The organism is Rickettsiales endosymbiont of Stachyamoeba lipophora, from assembly GCF_003932735.1.
Lineage (GTDB): Bacteria > Pseudomonadota > Alphaproteobacteria > Rickettsiales > 33-17 > RICK01.
Map to the genome: position 1 here is coordinate 980,228 of NZ_CP033611.1, position 15,857 is coordinate 996,084.

Annotated in this window: 15 protein-coding genes; 1 reads left to right on the plus strand and 14 read right to left on the minus strand. The window is 34.8% G+C overall.

Going from position 1 to position 15,857, the window contains the following annotated elements; all coding sequences use genetic code 11:
* Positions 1 to 18 precede the first annotated feature (18 nt).
* The 8 genes from EF513_RS04480 to EF513_RS04510 all read right to left on the minus strand — a co-directional run bounded on the left by EF513_RS04480 (position 19) and on the right by EF513_RS04510 (position 8,853).
* Positions 19 to 2,076, minus strand: coding sequence for a TrbL/VirB6 family protein (locus EF513_RS04480; RefSeq protein WP_125216217.1), 2,058 nt, complete (start codon positions 2,074 to 2,076; stop codon positions 19 to 21).
* Positions 2,077 to 2,085: 9 nt separating this feature from the next.
* Complete coding sequence (locus tag EF513_RS04485) at positions 2,086 to 4,503, minus strand: VirB4 family type IV secretion/conjugal transfer ATPase (RefSeq protein WP_125216218.1); 2,418 nt, start codon at positions 4,501 to 4,503, stop codon at positions 2,086 to 2,088.
* 5 nt (positions 4,504 to 4,508) lie between these two features.
* Positions 4,509 to 4,802, minus strand: coding sequence for a VirB3 family type IV secretion system protein (locus EF513_RS04490; protein ID WP_125216219.1), 294 nt, complete (start codon positions 4,800 to 4,802; stop codon positions 4,509 to 4,511).
* 341 nt (positions 4,803 to 5,143) lie between these two features.
* A complete protein-coding gene (locus tag EF513_RS04495; protein ID WP_125216220.1) occupies positions 5,144 to 5,953 on the minus strand; it encodes a cytochrome c oxidase subunit 3 in 810 nt (269 codons plus the stop codon).
* 10 nt (positions 5,954 to 5,963) lie between these two features.
* Positions 5,964 to 6,497 carry a cytochrome c oxidase assembly protein gene (locus EF513_RS04500; RefSeq protein ID WP_125216221.1) on the minus strand — a complete coding sequence of 178 codons (534 nt, stop codon included), beginning with the start codon at positions 6,495 to 6,497 and terminating at the stop codon, positions 5,964 to 5,966.
* Positions 6,490 to 6,612 carry a hypothetical protein gene (locus EF513_RS08090; RefSeq protein WP_277592616.1) on the minus strand — a complete coding sequence of 41 codons (123 nt, stop codon included), beginning with the start codon at positions 6,610 to 6,612 and terminating at the stop codon, positions 6,490 to 6,492. The genes EF513_RS04500 and EF513_RS08090 overlap by 8 nt, the downstream gene beginning before the upstream one ends.
* A gap of 7 nt (positions 6,613 to 6,619) precedes the next feature.
* Entirely contained in the window at positions 6,620 to 7,537 is a 918-nt protein-coding gene (gene cyoE, locus EF513_RS04505; RefSeq protein ID WP_125216222.1) for a heme o synthase, read from the minus strand.
* Between the two features lie 764 nt (positions 7,538 to 8,301).
* Positions 8,302 to 8,853, minus strand: coding sequence for an ankyrin repeat domain-containing protein (locus EF513_RS04510; RefSeq protein WP_125216223.1), 552 nt, complete (start codon positions 8,851 to 8,853; stop codon positions 8,302 to 8,304).
* A 231-nt stretch (positions 8,854 to 9,084) separates the two neighbouring features.
* Between EF513_RS04510 and EF513_RS04515 the strand changes: the two genes are divergently transcribed.
* A complete protein-coding gene (locus EF513_RS04515) occupies positions 9,085 to 9,597 on the plus strand; it encodes a hypothetical protein (RefSeq protein WP_125216224.1) in 513 nt (170 codons plus the stop codon).
* Between the two features lie 127 nt (positions 9,598 to 9,724).
* Here EF513_RS04515 and EF513_RS04520 read toward each other — a convergent pair whose 3' ends face one another.
* The 6 genes from EF513_RS04520 to EF513_RS04545 all read right to left on the minus strand — a co-directional run bounded on the left by EF513_RS04520 (position 9,725) and on the right by EF513_RS04545 (position 15,826).
* The gene (locus EF513_RS04520) at positions 9,725 to 10,732 is read right to left on the minus strand and encodes a U-box domain-containing protein (RefSeq protein WP_125216225.1); all 1,008 of its coding nucleotides are present in this window, start codon (positions 10,730 to 10,732) and stop codon (positions 9,725 to 9,727) included.
* A 20-nt stretch (positions 10,733 to 10,752) separates the two neighbouring features.
* On the minus strand, positions 10,753 to 11,868 hold the full coding sequence (locus EF513_RS04525) for a hypothetical protein (RefSeq protein WP_125216226.1): 1,116 nt from the start codon (positions 11,866 to 11,868) through the stop codon (positions 10,753 to 10,755).
* A gap of 257 nt (positions 11,869 to 12,125) precedes the next feature.
* Complete coding sequence (gene glyA / locus EF513_RS04530) at positions 12,126 to 13,388, minus strand: serine hydroxymethyltransferase (RefSeq protein ID WP_125216227.1); 1,263 nt, start codon at positions 13,386 to 13,388, stop codon at positions 12,126 to 12,128.
* Positions 13,369 to 13,845 carry an RpiB/LacA/LacB family sugar-phosphate isomerase gene (locus EF513_RS04535; protein WP_125216228.1) on the minus strand — a complete coding sequence of 159 codons (477 nt, stop codon included), beginning with the start codon at positions 13,843 to 13,845 and terminating at the stop codon, positions 13,369 to 13,371. The genes glyA and EF513_RS04535 overlap by 20 nt, the downstream gene beginning before the upstream one ends.
* Before the next feature lie 47 nt (positions 13,846 to 13,892).
* Positions 13,893 to 14,894, minus strand: coding sequence for a type II secretion system protein (locus tag EF513_RS04540; RefSeq protein WP_125216229.1), 1,002 nt, complete (start codon positions 14,892 to 14,894; stop codon positions 13,893 to 13,895).
* Complete coding sequence (locus EF513_RS04545) at positions 14,873 to 15,826, minus strand: hypothetical protein (protein ID WP_125216230.1); 954 nt, start codon at positions 15,824 to 15,826, stop codon at positions 14,873 to 14,875. Before EF513_RS04545 ends, EF513_RS04540 begins: the two co-directional genes overlap by 22 nt.
* Positions 15,827 to 15,857 lie beyond the last annotated feature (31 nt).

Consider the following 15,857-nt stretch of genomic DNA (forward strand, 5'->3'; position numbering starts at 1 on the left):
ACTGTATGCATAGAATTTTTAAGTTTCTGATTGTGTGTTGGTTGGAGGAGGATTACCATTGCTGCCATTGCTGCCATTGCTGCCATTGCGGCCATTGCTGCCAGCACTATCATTATTGCGGTTAGTAGGGCCATCTCCTGCTGCCTCTTTCATATGACTTGCTGTTGCGCGTGCCACTTCGCTTCCTACCTGCTTGGCCGCTCCCATTGCTACTTTTCCAACAGCGCCTGCTGCTCCGCCGGTAGCAGCGCTTGCTGCAGTCATAGCGAGGTTAATTGCTGCCATAGTTGCTTTAACGGCTGTATCGATAGCTTTATCTAAAACAAAAGTTCCGCCTACTGCCATGCTGGATAATCCTACAGCTCCTGAAAGATCGGCTGCTATTGAACCGACTAAATTAATAAAGAAGTAAAATATAAAGGCGAAAATGATCACCAATATACCACTAGTAATAACTCTGCTAAAATCTATATCCAGGCTGGCTTGTCCATGTACAAAATCAACTATGCCAAGAGTAAATATAGTTTGGATGAAGGCACCAAAGCTACTCCGGCACGTAAAGTTTTGTGTACTATCGCCGCTATCTTTATCTAGTACCCATAATTTTACTCCGCTCGGAATTTGAAAACCTATCTCATTCATTGTGCTAACCACTGTCTCAATATTAGGATCAGGGATGAATTTACATTCTGGATAAATAATCTTATCGAAAATGTTAAACATAAATCCTAAGAATAAAAATAAAATCATCGGCTGGAAGGCGTATCCAAAAATCGCTCTAAGCCATGCATCAAACATGCGCTTACTCCACTGGAAAAGCACCATTGGTACAAATAAAGGTGCTGTAAATACGGCAATAGTTACGATAATCATAGCCACCAGGTAAGTATGAACTACATGCACAACCACTGAGATAACTAGTAAAGCAAACACCAACAATCCGACCATAAAGGCGAACATGAAAGTAAAGGGCAGAGCTAGTGCTGCTAACCCTAAAGCTCCACCTAAAACACCTACAATAGGGAAAATGCCCAATAATAAAAATGAGGCTATGAAAGCGGCACCAATTCCAAGGGTATCTGGTCGATTTAAGCCTAAATAGAATGCTATTCTACAATCAATACTATCCCACATTGCTACATCTGAATTACCATCAAATAAACACAGGCCAGTAGGAGATTTTCCTACTTCAAGGCTTACCATCACTAAATCTTGCATGATACCCATGAAGAAATTATAAATATCATAAACCCCATGATATAGATCATCGCCTACCCTGATCCCTACAGAGAAATAAATTACAGCACATATTTTACAAATAAATACGAATATCTCTGATTTTTGAGGGAGCTCTTTTCCTAAAGCGATTTTAAGGCCGAAGAACATCACATAAATAGTGAGTAATAAGGTTACTACCCTTCTTAAATTGTCCTGGAAGTTTTGTAATAAAGAATCGCTACATCCTTCCTTACCCATGAAATAGGCTTTGATAGATTCTTCTACGCATTTTACAATGGGTGCGGTAATTGGTATTAAAGATTGTGATTCGCTAAGTATTCTAGTAGTACATGCTTCAGCAATATAACATTTTAGATTTTGAGTATGATTAATAGCTGTTGGTTTGGGTGGTTCACGATATTTACAGCCAATATTAACATATCCTATAATAGACAGCGCTTGTATGCACATCATATCGCCAATATTTTGACCTCTAATAGGTAGGGCGCCTAGCATAGCGTCCTGGTTGTGCGCAATAGAATTACATTGTTTTTTAGTGCCTATAGGAACTCCAAAAAGACTCGGTTCGTAGCAATATTTTACGCCTTCCCCTTCTTTAAGAGGAATCGAGCAACTTTCAGGAGTTTCAGCTTTATCGCCTACCATGTAAAAATCATTAGAAATCCACATCAGCAATGCACCGAGACCGTTTAGGCTTGCCCATCTGGAGGTACCTTCACCTCCAATGCAGCTATCATCTTTAGCCTTCTCAATAAGGGTGCTGGCAGAAGCAAAGTTTACTGTAAACAAGCTCAATGCTAATACTAAAATTAAATTTTTAATTGGCCAATGTTTCATATCTTTACCTTAATTAACCTTTTTGACCCTGTCATAAAATACTGGCAACCAATCTTCAGGATTGTCACCCACTTCTTTTCTAATTTCATCTAGCAGTAATATAGTCTCAGATCTACCTGATAGCACATTAATAATGTCAGTCATGCCACTTAAATTAATTCTTGCTACCACAGCATCGGTTCCTTGTTTTACTAAGAAAAATCTACTACTAGGATCGGTAGTTTTAATTAAAGCATATTCTCGCTCGGAAAGCATAAAAGAAGAGCGGTATACATCGGTAGCTTTTAAATTTGGCAAGAAAATTTGAGTGGCAGTTTGCTGGATAAGAGTATCACTAATCTGGCTTTTACTGGCATCCTCTACACTTTGAGTAGCAAAAATTACAAAAGTATTGAGTTTTCTAAGTACTTTTAGCCAATCTTTAATTTTAGGCGCAAACACGGGGTTGTCAATTAAAGCCCATGCTTCATCTAAAACTATCATGGTAGGAGTGCCATCTAAAGAAATGTTAATTTTATGGAACACATAGCTAAGTACAGGAGCTAGTGAAATGCTATCTTTAAGTAGTTCAGCCATTTCAAAGCCAAATACTTTTGATTTGGTAAAATCTAAGGAATCATTATCATTATCAAAGACTTTAGCATGAGAGCCATTACCATGCCACATGGCAAAGCGTGATGCAATACTACCAGGTTTTTCGATTCCTAAAAAGGCGGCAATATTTGAAAATTTACGATCATGAGCAGCTAATTTATAAGTGCCGTTAATAGCTGAGTTAAGTAAGGCAATATCTTCCGAAGTAAGAGGTTCATTATTTACGGTCACTAATAGCTTTAGTAAATCTAATAAAAATGTACGATTTTGAGAAGTATCAGGAAGTTTAAGAGGATTGAAATTACATCCTCCTCCCGGGCTAATAACATTATAAACACCACCTAATGCTCTAATAAATATTTCAGCACCACGATCTTTGTCGAAAAAGAACATACGACATTTGAATTTTTGCGCTTGTGCACATAGAAAGTTCATTAGTACTGTCTTACCAGCCCCAGTTGGTCCTATAATAAGAGTATGTCCTACATCTCTTAGATGAAAATTAAAATAATATGGAGTACCTGAGGTGGTATCAAAAATAGTAACATATTCTCCCCAATGATTTTCTTTGGCTTTACCTACTGGGAAGTTATGAAATGAATTAAATCCAGCTAAATTTAAAGTGTTAATAGTCGCCTTTCTGACTATAAAAGCATCATTGCCAGGTAATTGGCCCCAAAAGCAGGGTTCAAGATTGACTTTTTCACGAATAGGAATGCAACCTGTATTAGATATTTCAACCGCAGCCATTGCAATAGAATTTTCAAGACTTTTTAAAGAATCGTCAATACACATTACGGTGAGATGGTGTTCTCCAAAGCCAATATCTCCTCCCATGGCCATATCTAGTGCAGCAGTAATTTCAGCAATCTGGGTTATAGCTTTATCGCCAGCTTGAATCATACGGTTTTGCTGCATTTGCATTTTGGTAATAGCTACTTGCCTATTAATAAAGTTGAATGATTGGGTAAGTACAAATTCAAATGGCATTTGTAAGAAGCCGTCAAGCATGCCTGACATGGTTTTTGGGCCGTATTCCTTAATGCTAACTATGCCTGCATATTTGCTGCCATAACTATTACGAATTTCAATCGACTTGTTACCGAAAAAGAGACGTGAATTAGCAAGATAATGACTAATATCCATATGGGGCATGAACATGTTAGGACTTGCCCCACAGTTAATTATTTTAGATTTAAATTCTAATATCTCAGAATATAAGCAACCATTTCTTTCTACTACTCCTAAAACTTTTACATTGTAATTATTTAGAGCCGTTATTAGTCTGTTGGTTGCTTCTTCGAGCTCTTCATAATAGTCACGCATATCGCGTTCCCAAGCAGACTTATCAGCTTTTTGAATAAGGTTTTTGTAAATGTTTTCGATAAAAGTAACACCTTTATCTTTTGATTTGCGGATAATAGTAATGTAAAGTTCATTGGTAAAAGCTTTATTGTTCTGGTGCTTCTTTTTCCACTCTTTATCTACTAAGGTGGTAAAGTCCTTTTTGATCTTAATGTTAGGGTCAATGTTTAAATTATCTTCTGGAATAATATTTTGCTTGCGTCTAATAATATGAAAAAATAAATTAAGGCTACCAGTGGCAAGTCCCTTGAAAAGCATATTGCGGATATTTTTTTGAATATCTAAATCTTCATCGTCTGCAGTTTCAAATGAAAACCCCCCAACTTTAATAACTTTAATTAATTCATTATTTTCCCCTAGCAAAGTGTTATGATTCCAATGGCATTTATAAGGGATAAAATTTGCTACTGAAATTTCCCTATCGGCGTATTTAGAATTAATAGGTTTGCTGGGTGATATTTTAAACATGTACTTTAAAATGGATCATAAGAATTGGCGCCGTGAAACATTTTATTTTTACATAAATTGCATTTTTGCATTTTTATTAGCCATAGTTCAATAATCAAAGGTTCCTTAAAACATAAAGCGTAACCTAAGCCATGAATTGCTATACCTATAGGTAAAACCCAAAAACTTGATGAATTAATAAAAAAGATAGCGTTGATAAATAAATTTAGTAAAAAAAAATTATAACTAACCCCAAAAAATAAAGTTGGTCTAGTGAGTCCTACAAATAGAGGGTCAGCATTAATTTTGCCTTCTGCCATATGATCTAAAATTTAAAAAGGTTTATATATTAATAATAATAAGAATTTATATATATTTCAAATGGTAAATAATAATTAAGTAAAATAATATGCGAAAAGAGGCGCATTCTTTCAGTTTACTGCAATTTTGAAATATAAGATATGCAAAGCGTTAAACGTTATTTTGTAACTAACTAATTTATAATGAATTTTTTATTATATTACCATATATTTTCAAATGTAAAATAATAAGCTACAAATTTTTTTAATATTATAATAAAAATTTTGCGGGAAAAATAAAAAAACCAGTTTTTAAAACTGGTTTTTTTATTTCGTGCATATAGGGTTTTAATTTAATACTATTATTTTCCCCATAAATATACAAAAACAAATAGGAATAACCAAACTACGTCTACAAAATGCCAATACCATGCGGCCAACTCAAAACCTAAATGATTTTGTGAATCCATTTGTCCTTTTCGTGCTCTTATTAAGCAGGTTGCTAAAAATATAGTGCCTATAAGCACATGGACTCCATGAAATCCGGTAGCCATATAGAAGTTTGAAGCATAGATGCCATCTTTAAAACCAAACGGAGCATGTAGATATTCAAACGTCTGGCATACGGTAAAGATAAATCCTAGTATTACAGTAATAGTTAAAGCATCAATAAAGTCCTTACGGTTATTTTCTAGCAAGGCATAATGAGCCCAGGTGACCGTAGTACCGGATAACAATAAAATCAGAGTGTTAAATAACGGTAAATGCCATGGATCAAAAGTTTCCACCCCTTTTGGTGGCCATGTTCCTTGTGCGGCACTCCAGACTCCATCTAAAATATCTACCGGAAAAAGTGCAGATTTAAAGAAAGCAAAGAAGAAAGCAAAAAAGAACATTACTTCAGAAAGAATAAATAAAGCCATACCAATTCTTAAACCGTTTTGTACTGGTTCAGTATGAGCTTTATCAGTAAGAGCTTCCTTGACCACATCACGCCACCATACATACATACCAAATATTACTAAGGTAAACCCTCCAGGAAGTAAGATATTACCCAGAAAATGTTTATGCATAAAGAGTAATGCCCCTACACACAAAATTAATAAAGAAAAGGCTGAGTAAATTGGCCAAGGGCTTAATTCAACGAGATGATAGGGATGTTTTTTTTCCATAAATACTCCTTTAGTTAAATTCAGAAATATTAAAAAAGGTATAGGATAAAGTTATTCTATCCACTTCTTTAAGATTGGGATCTTCTTCTATTTTAGGGTCAATATAAAATGATACAGGAAGGTTTACATGCTGCTTGCCAAGTAACATTTGTTCTTCAAAACAAAAGCAACTAATCTTTTGAAAATATTTTCCTGCTTTTTGAGGCGTTACATTATAAGTGGCCATAGCTTTAACTGGGTTGCTACTTAAATTTTCTGCACTATAAAAGGCTAAAGCATTTTCGCCGGTAGTCACGGTAATATAAGGTTGTTCATTTTTAAAACGCCATGGCAAACTGGGACTAGCATTAGCATCAAAATATACCCGTAAAGTTTTTGTGCCAATTTTATCAGAGCTAGTAAAGACTTCTCTGACTGTTCCCCCATATCCCGTAACTTGGCAAAAAATCTTGTAAAGTGGTACCGTGGCGAATGATAATAATAACATGCCAAATGTAACCGCTAGTAAATTAACAAGTATTTTATTGTTACTTGATTTATGCATGACCTTTAAATTTTAAGATGCTTACAATAAATATTATCGCAATTATCCCTAAAATAATAGCTAGTAATGTATAATTTTTATATTTTTGTAGTTTATGAAATGAATGTTGCGGCATAAATTACTCAAAAGTTTATTAGATAATGATCAATTATAAGGGCAGTAAAAATAAAAAATAAATAAATAATTGAATATCCAAACAATTTGGGGGCAAGAAGTATATCTTTGGCTCTCAACAATCTAAAGCTTAATATGCAAAAATATACCCCACTGCTTAGGGCGCAACCAAAATAAAATAATCCACTCATATGGATAAAGAAGGGTAGAAGGGTGGTAAGAAGCATTATAATAGAATAGGTAAATATATGTATTTTGGTTGATTTAATACCATTAGTAACTGGTAGCATAGGTACGTGGGCCTTTTGATAATCTTCAGATCTATAAAGGGCTAATGCCCAAAAATGTGGAGGTGTCCACATAAAAATTATTGTAAATAATATAATAGATTCAATAGCGATGTTATTAGTAACGGCTGCCCAGCCAATCATTGGTGGAAAAGAACCTGCTGCGCCTCCAATTACGATATTTTGCGGCGTTACTCTTTTTAACCATAAAGTATAAATAAATACATAAAATAAAATAGCACTTAGTAATAATATTGCAGCAGTGTAATTGACGACAATTGCCATTAAAAATACAGATAAAAATGCAGTGCATACTCCAAATTCTAAAGCCGATTCCGGAGTAATAAGCCCTTGTGGAATAGGACGCATTTGGGTGCGTTTCATAATTCTATCAATATCTTGGTCATACCACATATTAATAGCACCGCTAGCACCCGAGCCGATAGCAATGCATAAAATAGCAATAAAAGCAATAAAGGGATGGATTTGCCCTGGAGCAACTAATAAGCCTGCTAGGCCACTAAATACTACCAATGACATAACGCCCGGCTTAAATAGCCTGATATAGTCTCTCACACGAGAAACTTTATGATTTGAGGAGATATTATAATCTGGTTGCGTACTTAACTTGCTTAACATTATTAAAAAAGATTAATTTTCAAAAGATTAATATAACATATTTTTTGATAAGTAAAATATATAGTTATAATTCCTAATCATTGAAGGGCGATAAAAAAGATCAGGACTGCTATAACTTTATATATAACTAATCTAATATGAGTTGGGGGCGTTGACTACTGAATTTAAAAATTATTTTTACATCATCATAAATTAAACTTTGCCTAGCGAAGTGCTGAGATCTGCATCTATAATACAATCTTGTTTGATATTAAGATTTAAAGTAAAAATTTTAGTATCGTTATGGTGTGAAATTCTTATGTTGGACTGCTTTCAACGCGAGTGTTAAAGGTAATTAAGGTATCAAAATTTACTTATGATGCTTAACGCTCTATTGTTTTCTGCATCACAGCTATATTTTTTCTAAAACTCTCTCGGTGCTTTCGGTTTTGAAAGCAGCCTGTATCTTGAGCAGCATTATAATTTTATATTGTTGTGGTGTGCATATATTCATATAAGGCCTGTATATTTAAATTTACGTCATATAAATTTATATTTGGCACTGCTAGATAAGAATAGGAGGAGTTAGGAGCATTTTTGATTAGGTAGCTTATATTAAACTGATCTAATAAAGGTAATACTTTGCTTGCATCAATACAATGTAGTGTGAAATAAGCGGTAGTGGAAATATTACAATTCTCTTTTTGTATTGAAGTATAAGTGGCCTGGGAGCTAAAAAGAAATTCTAACATCAAACCAGGAGTTAAAGATTTTATATGTGTATTTTAGTTGCTTACTAGGTTTGTAGTGTGCTCTTTATGAGTTGTGCTTTCTCTTTCGCTCAGCAATCTATGTACGGCGCTTGATCGGAGGGATGATATGCTATCATCCCTGTGAATGAATTCCATTGTTTCTGTCATCGCAGGGTCTTTCATATAAGAGGGTATCTCGTGATTATAATTTATAACAGATTCGCGATTAAAGTTATAATTGATCATTAACTTTGTAAGCTTAGTCAATCGCTTGAGATGGCTAACTAATAATGGGGTGTCATCTAATTTATTTGATTGATCTAATTGATTTCCTAGCATACGAATGAAGAATTTTGCGAGCCTAAGCCGGTTAGCTTTTAAAGCTACATGTAATATATTTTCTCCTGAATCATCTTGTGCATTTGGTAGGTCTTGTTTAATGGGGTTATCTTCATTATTAGATTGATAGAAGGTTGAGAAGTAGAGCTTAAAAGCATCTCTAAGTATTTTATATTTTATGTTGCTATATTTTACGGCATAATGTAACGGATAAAGTTCTTTATATTCTGTGCGAGTAAGTAGCATCATATTCTCTATAAAAGTTTAAAGTGATAAAATCTATAATCAATTCCTGGTTTTTACTCAAGTAATTATAATAGTAACTAACACTTAAATATCATAATTTTATCAAAAAATCTTTACTCTAGGCAAGATATATCTTGCGTGGTTAAATTAATATTAAAGTATTTATTGAATTGTAAAATCCGGGATGGTAATTTAGTTGGTCAAATGGCATTTGCAATATATGGAGGATATATGTCAGTAATACAAGATGATGCTCAAATGGATGTGGCACACACTATAACTAATAGCGCAGATCATTCTAATGTTTATACAGAGGCGAATAAGGAGGGTTCTCAACAGCTGCCTTTAGATGTAGAAATACGCCATCAATTATGGGATAACTCTGAAAATGTTTTCCAAGCAAGACATGATATAATATTTGCTCAATCTATAGTAGAAGGGGAGTATGCCTTTTTTAGCGCTGGCGATACGGTTTATTTGATAAATAGCCTACATAATAGCAAACTTGAAGTTTTAGTATCTGGTAAATCTTTAAGTATTAACAAGTCTTTGCTAAATGCTAAAGAAGCGGTGTTTATAGGGACGCCTTACTTGATAGCTAATAACTCTCATATTGATGCTCCTAATATCTATATTAGTAATAATTGTATCTATCAAGGTGATTCAAATCTATTTGGTGGCGAAGTGCATAGGGTAGCAAGTGATGAGTTGGAAGGAATATTTAATGATTATGTTGCCGGCTAAAGCAACGCTTATTATATAAAAGACCTTACATAAATTGATGTAAAGTCTTTTATATATGCTCTTTCTTAAGAGGAAAAGATTAGCCTTGCTGCTAAATAAATGAAAGAGCATATTAATCTAAAGCTGTTTACAATGGTCTCAAATTGGGGTGTGAATTGCAATACATTGAATTGATTACCCTTCCGGTAAATAATTTGCCGGATGATAGTTGCTCTAGATGATTATTAGTAATGCCTTTCTCTTGATAAATAGAAGATTCTTGCAATTGATTTTTTAGGTTTGTAACAATCTCTTGCTGAAAATTCTGCTCAATGTCTATTTTTTTAGGATTGGTTAGCTCTTTATAATGATTTAAGATACATGTTTTATTACCTCTATTATACCAGCGTTGTAACGCTTCACGTTCATAGTAGTGCTCATCATCAGCCTTTACAGGTTCTCGCATTACTTCCCTAGTAATAGGGCATATATAATCTTGGTTTATTGTAATGTTTTTGTCTTGAAGTTGCTCTATCAAGGTATCTATTTCTTTACCTAATTCAGATTTATATTGAAAAAAATTAGGGGTTGTTTGTTTGGATATTTTTATAAATTCTATAAAAGCTTGTGTGCGTTCTTCAGATGCTTCGCATAGCTTGCGTGCAGCACGTTCAAGAGCTATACCTCTTTTTTGACCAAACTTAGAATCAAGATAATCAACTAGCTCTACAAAACTGCCAAGTAATAAGCCTGTAGGCGTTGAGAACATGCATCCTACTGCTGAGTTATAAATAGCACTCATCAAGTTTAAATTGCTACTATTGATAGCATGATCTAATATATGCCATGCACTTCCCCCGGCAATACCTATAGCAGCAGAATATAAAGCAATATCAAAATATATAAGTTGCTTTAAGGTTAATGAATTACGAAACTTCATGTATTTCTCTCTGGTTAGGTGTGTGTATCTCTTGCTTATATGTACACTTTCTTTTCCATAATAAATAACAGTATTAGCTGCGCTACTGCATAGCCGGATAATATAGTTTTGAATCTTTATTATTGTATTGATACGATCTAAATCTGAGTAATCATTGCATAATGTGTCAGTTGTTACATTATGTGGCGTTCCTTGAGAATTAAAATTTTGTGGCATTGCAAGTCTCCTATTTTTATTTATCCTAATTGAATATTTTCATTTGATTTAGAAGAGCTGCTAATTTTTGATTGCCACCAATTACGCTGCTTAACTTCATTTTCAAATTTAATTCGTTCTTTCTGAGTTAACTGTGGTATCATCTTATCTATTACGTCGCTTCTAAATTCAGATCCTAATGCAGCAAGTTTTTTAATTTTATCTTCAGTAGTATTCTTTGTAAGTATTTTCGTAGTTTTATGCGTTACGGCATCGGTCCACAAAGTATCTTTTGCTGGCAATGTTGGTATAGCTGAAGTGTTGGTGGGAGATCGTGAAGCTACCAAATCTTGATCTTGATATTGGCTTGTTTTTTCTATCTTGTTTTTTAAGATTGATAATTCCTGATGCTTAAGTTTTATTTTGCTTTCTAATGCGGCTAGCTGAGCTTTCAAGATCTCGCTCTCTTCTTTGGCTGTATTAATGTTTTTTAAATGTGATCGGTTTTGAATAACTAGTTCATCGTATTCTTTTTCTTTTTCTTTTAACTCGTCAAATGCCTTTTTGGCCGTTTCCATTTCTTTTTTAGCTTTTAAAGCTATTTTTTCTAATTCTGTACATTTTTGTTTTGACCAATTATCTTCTATTCCTTTGGCAATGCCATAGCCTATTAATCCTGCGCCTACTCCCATGCCGCCTATAATAGTAGCAGTTGCGATTGCAGGAGTGCCTATGATCCCGCCAGTTAAAACAGCAGCTTTAGTCGCTGTAGATGTGGCAGCTAGCTTTGCAACAACTGCGGTTTTGGTGGCTAGTAGCGCTCCAGTGCCGGCACCTGCAGCTGCTCCTCCAAGGCCAAAAGTAGTTTCAACAAACCGTTCGTATTGGTTTTTTTTAGTGGTATAATCCTTCTTTCTTATTGAATATGTAGCTTCTTTATGTTCATAATTAAAACCTTTGATATAGGTTTCATTGTTTTCAATTTCTTCTTTATCTTTATTGGACTTGTTTATATATTCTGTCTTTGCAGCCAATTTTTCTTCTAATTCTATTTTTTCTAGCTCTAATCTGGTTATTTCCTTATTAATATTTTTATATTGCAATTTATATTCTTGTAATATTTCATTAATTGGTTGTTGCTCGGGTGCGCCTTTCATAATAATCTCCTATCTTAGTTACATTACAATTAAGTTTAGTTCAGTTTGGTAATATACTTAGCTAAATTAATTGTAGCTAACTAGGCAACTAAAATTGCAGTCCAGGTGAAATATTTAAAATATTAATGTAATATGGAATGATGTTTTGTTGGCGGCTAAGCTTTATATCTAGCAGAATAATTTGATCTCAAGCTGGCTGGTTACGATAAAAAGCAGGTAACTTTACTCTGCTTTTTATCAATGTGATTAGAAAGTAATTAACGATAAATAGGAAATTTGCTACATAAGGCTATAACTTGCTGTTTAACTGTATCTTCAACGCTTGAGCTCGTACCTGCAACTAAAGCATCAATTACATCGGCAATTAAGCTGCCAATCATTATAAATTCTGCCTCTTTAAAGCCGCGCGTAGTGCCGGCAGGAGTGCCCAGTCTAATGCCTGAAGTTATAAAAGGTTTTTCTGGATCATTAGGAATGGAATTTTTATTACAAGTTAGTCCTGCACGTTCTAATGCACTTTCGGTAATATCCCCTGTAACTTGTTTAGGTCTTAGATCTACTAACATTAAATGATTGTCAGTACCGCCCGTAATCAATTTGAGTCCGCGATTAATTAAAGTCTCACCTAAAGCCTGGGCATTTTTTACCACTTGCTGCTGATAAGTTTTAAATTCAGGAGCTAATGCCTCTTTAAAGGCCACTGCTTTAGCTGCAATTACATGCATTAAAGGGCCGCCTTGCAAACCAGGAAAGATTGCTGAGTTAATTTTTTTAGCAATATCTTCGTGGTTAGTAAGGATAATACCACCTCTGGGACCACGCAATGTTTTATGGGTAGTAGAGGTTACAATATCTGCATATGGAAAAACGTTTGGATGTATTCCTGTAGCAATTAATCCTGCAATATGGGCCATATCAACCATGAGGTAGGCACCAACTTCATCAGCAATTTCTCTAAAAATCTTAAAATCTATAATCCGAGGATAAGCTGATCCGCCAGCAATAATTAATTTAGGTTTGTGCTGTTGAGCTAGTTTTTGTACTTGATCATAATCGATAAGATGGGTATCCGCAGTTACTCCATATTGAACCGCATTAAACCATTTGCCGGATAAGTTGGGTTTTGCTCCATGGGTTAGATGCCCGCCTGCTGCAAGTGACATACCTAGTATAGTATCATTGGGAGATAATAATGCTAAAAAAACTGCTTGATTTGCTTGAGATCCTGAGTGTGCTTGGACATTGGCAAATTTACAATCAAACATTTTGCAAAGCCTGTTAATGGCAAGTTCCTCAACTTGATCAACAAATTCACATCCGCCATAATATCTTTTGTGAGGATAACCTTCAGCATATTTGTTAGTTAAAATTGATCCCATAGCCTCTATCACAGCCATGCTTACAATATTTTCTGATGCAATTAATTCAATTCCTTCCTGCTGACGTCTAAATTCTTGCTCAATACTTGCAAAAATTTCTGGATCAGTGGTTTTAAGATGGTTATTCGCAGTAAAGATCATTAATGCCTCCTAGTTTTGATAATTTTGTTATTCTTTGTTGATGTCTTTTATCTCCGCTAAAATTGCTGGTGATGAAAGCTTGAATGATATCTAAGTGATTTTGTTCCGCTAGCATCCGTGAACCTAAAACTAATACATTGGCATCATTATGTTCTTTAGCAAGTACTGCAGCTTCTTTGGTGTAACATAGGGCTGCGCGTATCCAATTAAAGCGATTTGCAGCTATACTGATGCCAATACCGGTTCCGCAAATTAATATACCAAGGGAGGCTGTGTTGGGTGCTAAAAGTTTTGCAAGTTTATAAGCAAAGTCAGGATAATCGCAAGAATCGTCATTGGTATCGCAACCTAAATCGATAAGATTAAAATTTGGAAAGTTAATATTGATGAACTCTATAGCTCTCTTTTTAAGATTAAACCCTGCGTGATCAGAAGCAATATATATGTTTTGTTTCATGCTATGTCGCTTATGTTATTTTTGTTTAAAGACGTTGTAAAGTGTTTTTAATAACAAAAGGGTATTAACGCATTGTATAAACTATTTATTATATTTTGGCAATCTGTTGTAGTTTTAGTACCGCAAAGTTGTACGGCAGTAACGCTGCCAGTATTAAATGAGTCAACTATATTACAAATGCTGCTTCCCTGGTTTAAGGCTTTAATATTGTTAATTATCTGAGTTTTGTTTTTAAATAAAACTATATCATCAAAATAATTTGCATTTGTTTCATCAAATTGAGGAATGCGTGCTACAAATATTTGGTCGATGGGTGGGGAGACGATAATACCATCATTACCCACATGCGCATTAGTGGCTTCATCAGCACTAATTCCGCTAGGAAGGCGTGGAACGCGGCGGTTTCCTGCTGCGGCATTAAATCCACCTACACCATTTTTACCATGGCTAATAATAGTAAAAATGGCATTGTTCATAATAATGGTCCCGGATGCATCATTAATTTGTATTTGAGTGTTAGAAGTTCCACCGCAAGCTGTACTGGAGGCAAAATGATTAGTAGGGTCCGTCCCTTCATCGGCGTTACAAGTTTCGATCATAATATATGAAAATTTTCTGCCCCATCCATCATATGCTAAAGAATCACGAATATTAAGAGTTTTGGTAGGAATCATACCCCATACCATATTATTACTTCTTAAACCTAAGAAGCTTGTAGATTGGATACAAAAACCTGGACTCCCTGAATCTCTTTGAGCTAGGCCAAAGTTGGCATCAGTTTCGCTTAAAGATGGGTCGGCTGGGCAGGGTAAAGATCGATTGGCATTTATATAAGCATACAAGGCTTTTTCAAGTTCTTTGGTGCGTGTTTGAGTTTGAGCTAGGCGATCCGCATCAGTTTTTTTAGCTGCATAAGAAAGGGTGAACCCTAAAAAAATAGATATAATAACTAATACAAAGGATAATTCTAATAAGCTAAACGCTTTACAAGTAGGCTTGGTTGATATGTTGCAATGTGTAAAAACTGTTATTGAATGCGAGGAAGGCATCTCTTTTTAACCTCTTGTGCTAATATTAACATATATTCATTGCAGTAGGGGCTAGAAGCGGTGCCGTTAGCTAGGCCTCCGTTGCCGCCGCAAAGCTTATTTGCATCCAGATTATTGGCAGCAAGTGCTCTATAAGCGTCATCGCAAGCTGTGCTGCTAATTGAGTAGCCTAAGTTATTTAATATCTGTGATTTAGTTTGATATTGCACAATATCATCAAAAACAATTGGTGCATTTTTAGGAAAATTAATTTCAGCGAAATATAAACTTTCAAGATTTTCTTGGAAAGTTTCGTTCCATCCACCGCTACTATGGCTATTTTCAACTTTGTATAGATTGAGTCCACTTGAAATTCTGCTGCCACCTCTGTTCCAGGCGCCCCGCCCTGTTACGCCATGGCTTAATAGAGTGTAAGCTGCTTTATCTACAAAATATGTAAAAGCTCCATATTTATTAATTTTAATAATGCCGCTCGCTTCGCTATCAAAGCCATTGTTAATATTAGTTAGTCCGCGGCTAACCACATAAGTAAGTTTAAAGCCGTAACCATCAAACATGGTTTCTTGTGGAAGCATCAAAGTTTGATAAGGAACAGCGCCACCAATTATAGTATTATCAATAATTGCAGGGGTGACGATAGGTAGCATTGCTACTCCTGCAGATAATGTCCCTGAACAATTTTCAACACCATAGTTTGTATTGGTAGGTGATAATGATGCATCAGCAGGACAGGGTAGCCGCTGATTTATCATTACAAAAGATTCTAGAGCATGATGGATAATCTGCAATTTTTGTAAAGTTTGGTTGTATCGGGTTATTTCTAATTGGCCGGTAGAAGCTTTTAGCAAGCCTCCTATTAATATACCTATAATAACCAGCACGATACCGATTTCAATAATGGTAAATCCTTTAATTTGCGCTCTGCTTAACATTAAAGATTGTTTGACAAAAAGATTAATTTAT

Excerpts from the sequence above, each read along its gene's own strand:
- cyoE (WP_125216222.1), bottom strand. The coding sequence starts at position 7,537 with ATGTTAAGCAAGTTAAGTACGCAACCAGATTATAATATCTCCTCAAAT.
- EF513_RS08090 (WP_277592616.1), bottom strand. The coding sequence starts at position 6,612 with ATGCCGCAACATTCATTTCATAAACTACAAAAATATAAAAATTATACA.
- glyA (WP_125216227.1), bottom strand. The coding sequence starts at position 13,388 with ATGATCTTTACTGCGAATAACCATCTTAAAACCACTGATCCAGAAATT.
- EF513_RS04510 (WP_125216223.1), bottom strand. The coding sequence starts at position 8,853 with ATGCTACTTACTCGCACAGAATATAAAGAACTTTATCCGTTACATTAT.
- EF513_RS04490 (WP_125216219.1), bottom strand. The coding sequence starts at position 4,802 with ATGGCAGAAGGCAAAATTAATGCTGACCCTCTATTTGTAGGACTCACT.
- EF513_RS04485 (WP_125216218.1), bottom strand. The coding sequence starts at position 4,503 with ATGTTTAAAATATCACCCAGCAAACCTATTAATTCTAAATACGCCGAT.
- EF513_RS04535 (WP_125216228.1), bottom strand. The coding sequence starts at position 13,845 with ATGAAACAAAACATATATATTGCTTCTGATCACGCAGGGTTTAATCTT.
- EF513_RS04515 (WP_125216224.1), top strand. The coding sequence starts at position 9,085 with ATGTCAGTAATACAAGATGATGCTCAAATGGATGTGGCACACACTATA.
- EF513_RS04480 (WP_125216217.1), bottom strand. The coding sequence starts at position 2,076 with ATGAAACATTGGCCAATTAAAAATTTAATTTTAGTATTAGCATTGAGC.
- EF513_RS04545 (WP_125216230.1), bottom strand. The coding sequence starts at position 15,826 with ATGTTAAGCAGAGCGCAAATTAAAGGATTTACCATTATTGAAATCGGT.
- EF513_RS04495 (WP_125216220.1), bottom strand. The coding sequence starts at position 5,953 with ATGGAAAAAAAACATCCCTATCATCTCGTTGAATTAAGCCCTTGGCCA.
- EF513_RS04540 (WP_125216229.1), bottom strand. The coding sequence starts at position 14,894 with ATGCCTTCCTCGCATTCAATAACAGTTTTTACACATTGCAACATATCA.
- EF513_RS04525 (WP_125216226.1), bottom strand. The coding sequence starts at position 11,868 with ATGAAAGGCGCACCCGAGCAACAACCAATTAATGAAATATTACAAGAA.
- EF513_RS04520 (WP_125216225.1), bottom strand. The coding sequence starts at position 10,732 with ATGCCACAAAATTTTAATTCTCAAGGAACGCCACATAATGTAACAACT.
- EF513_RS04500 (WP_125216221.1), bottom strand. The coding sequence starts at position 6,497 with ATGCATAAATCAAGTAACAATAAAATACTTGTTAATTTACTAGCGGTT.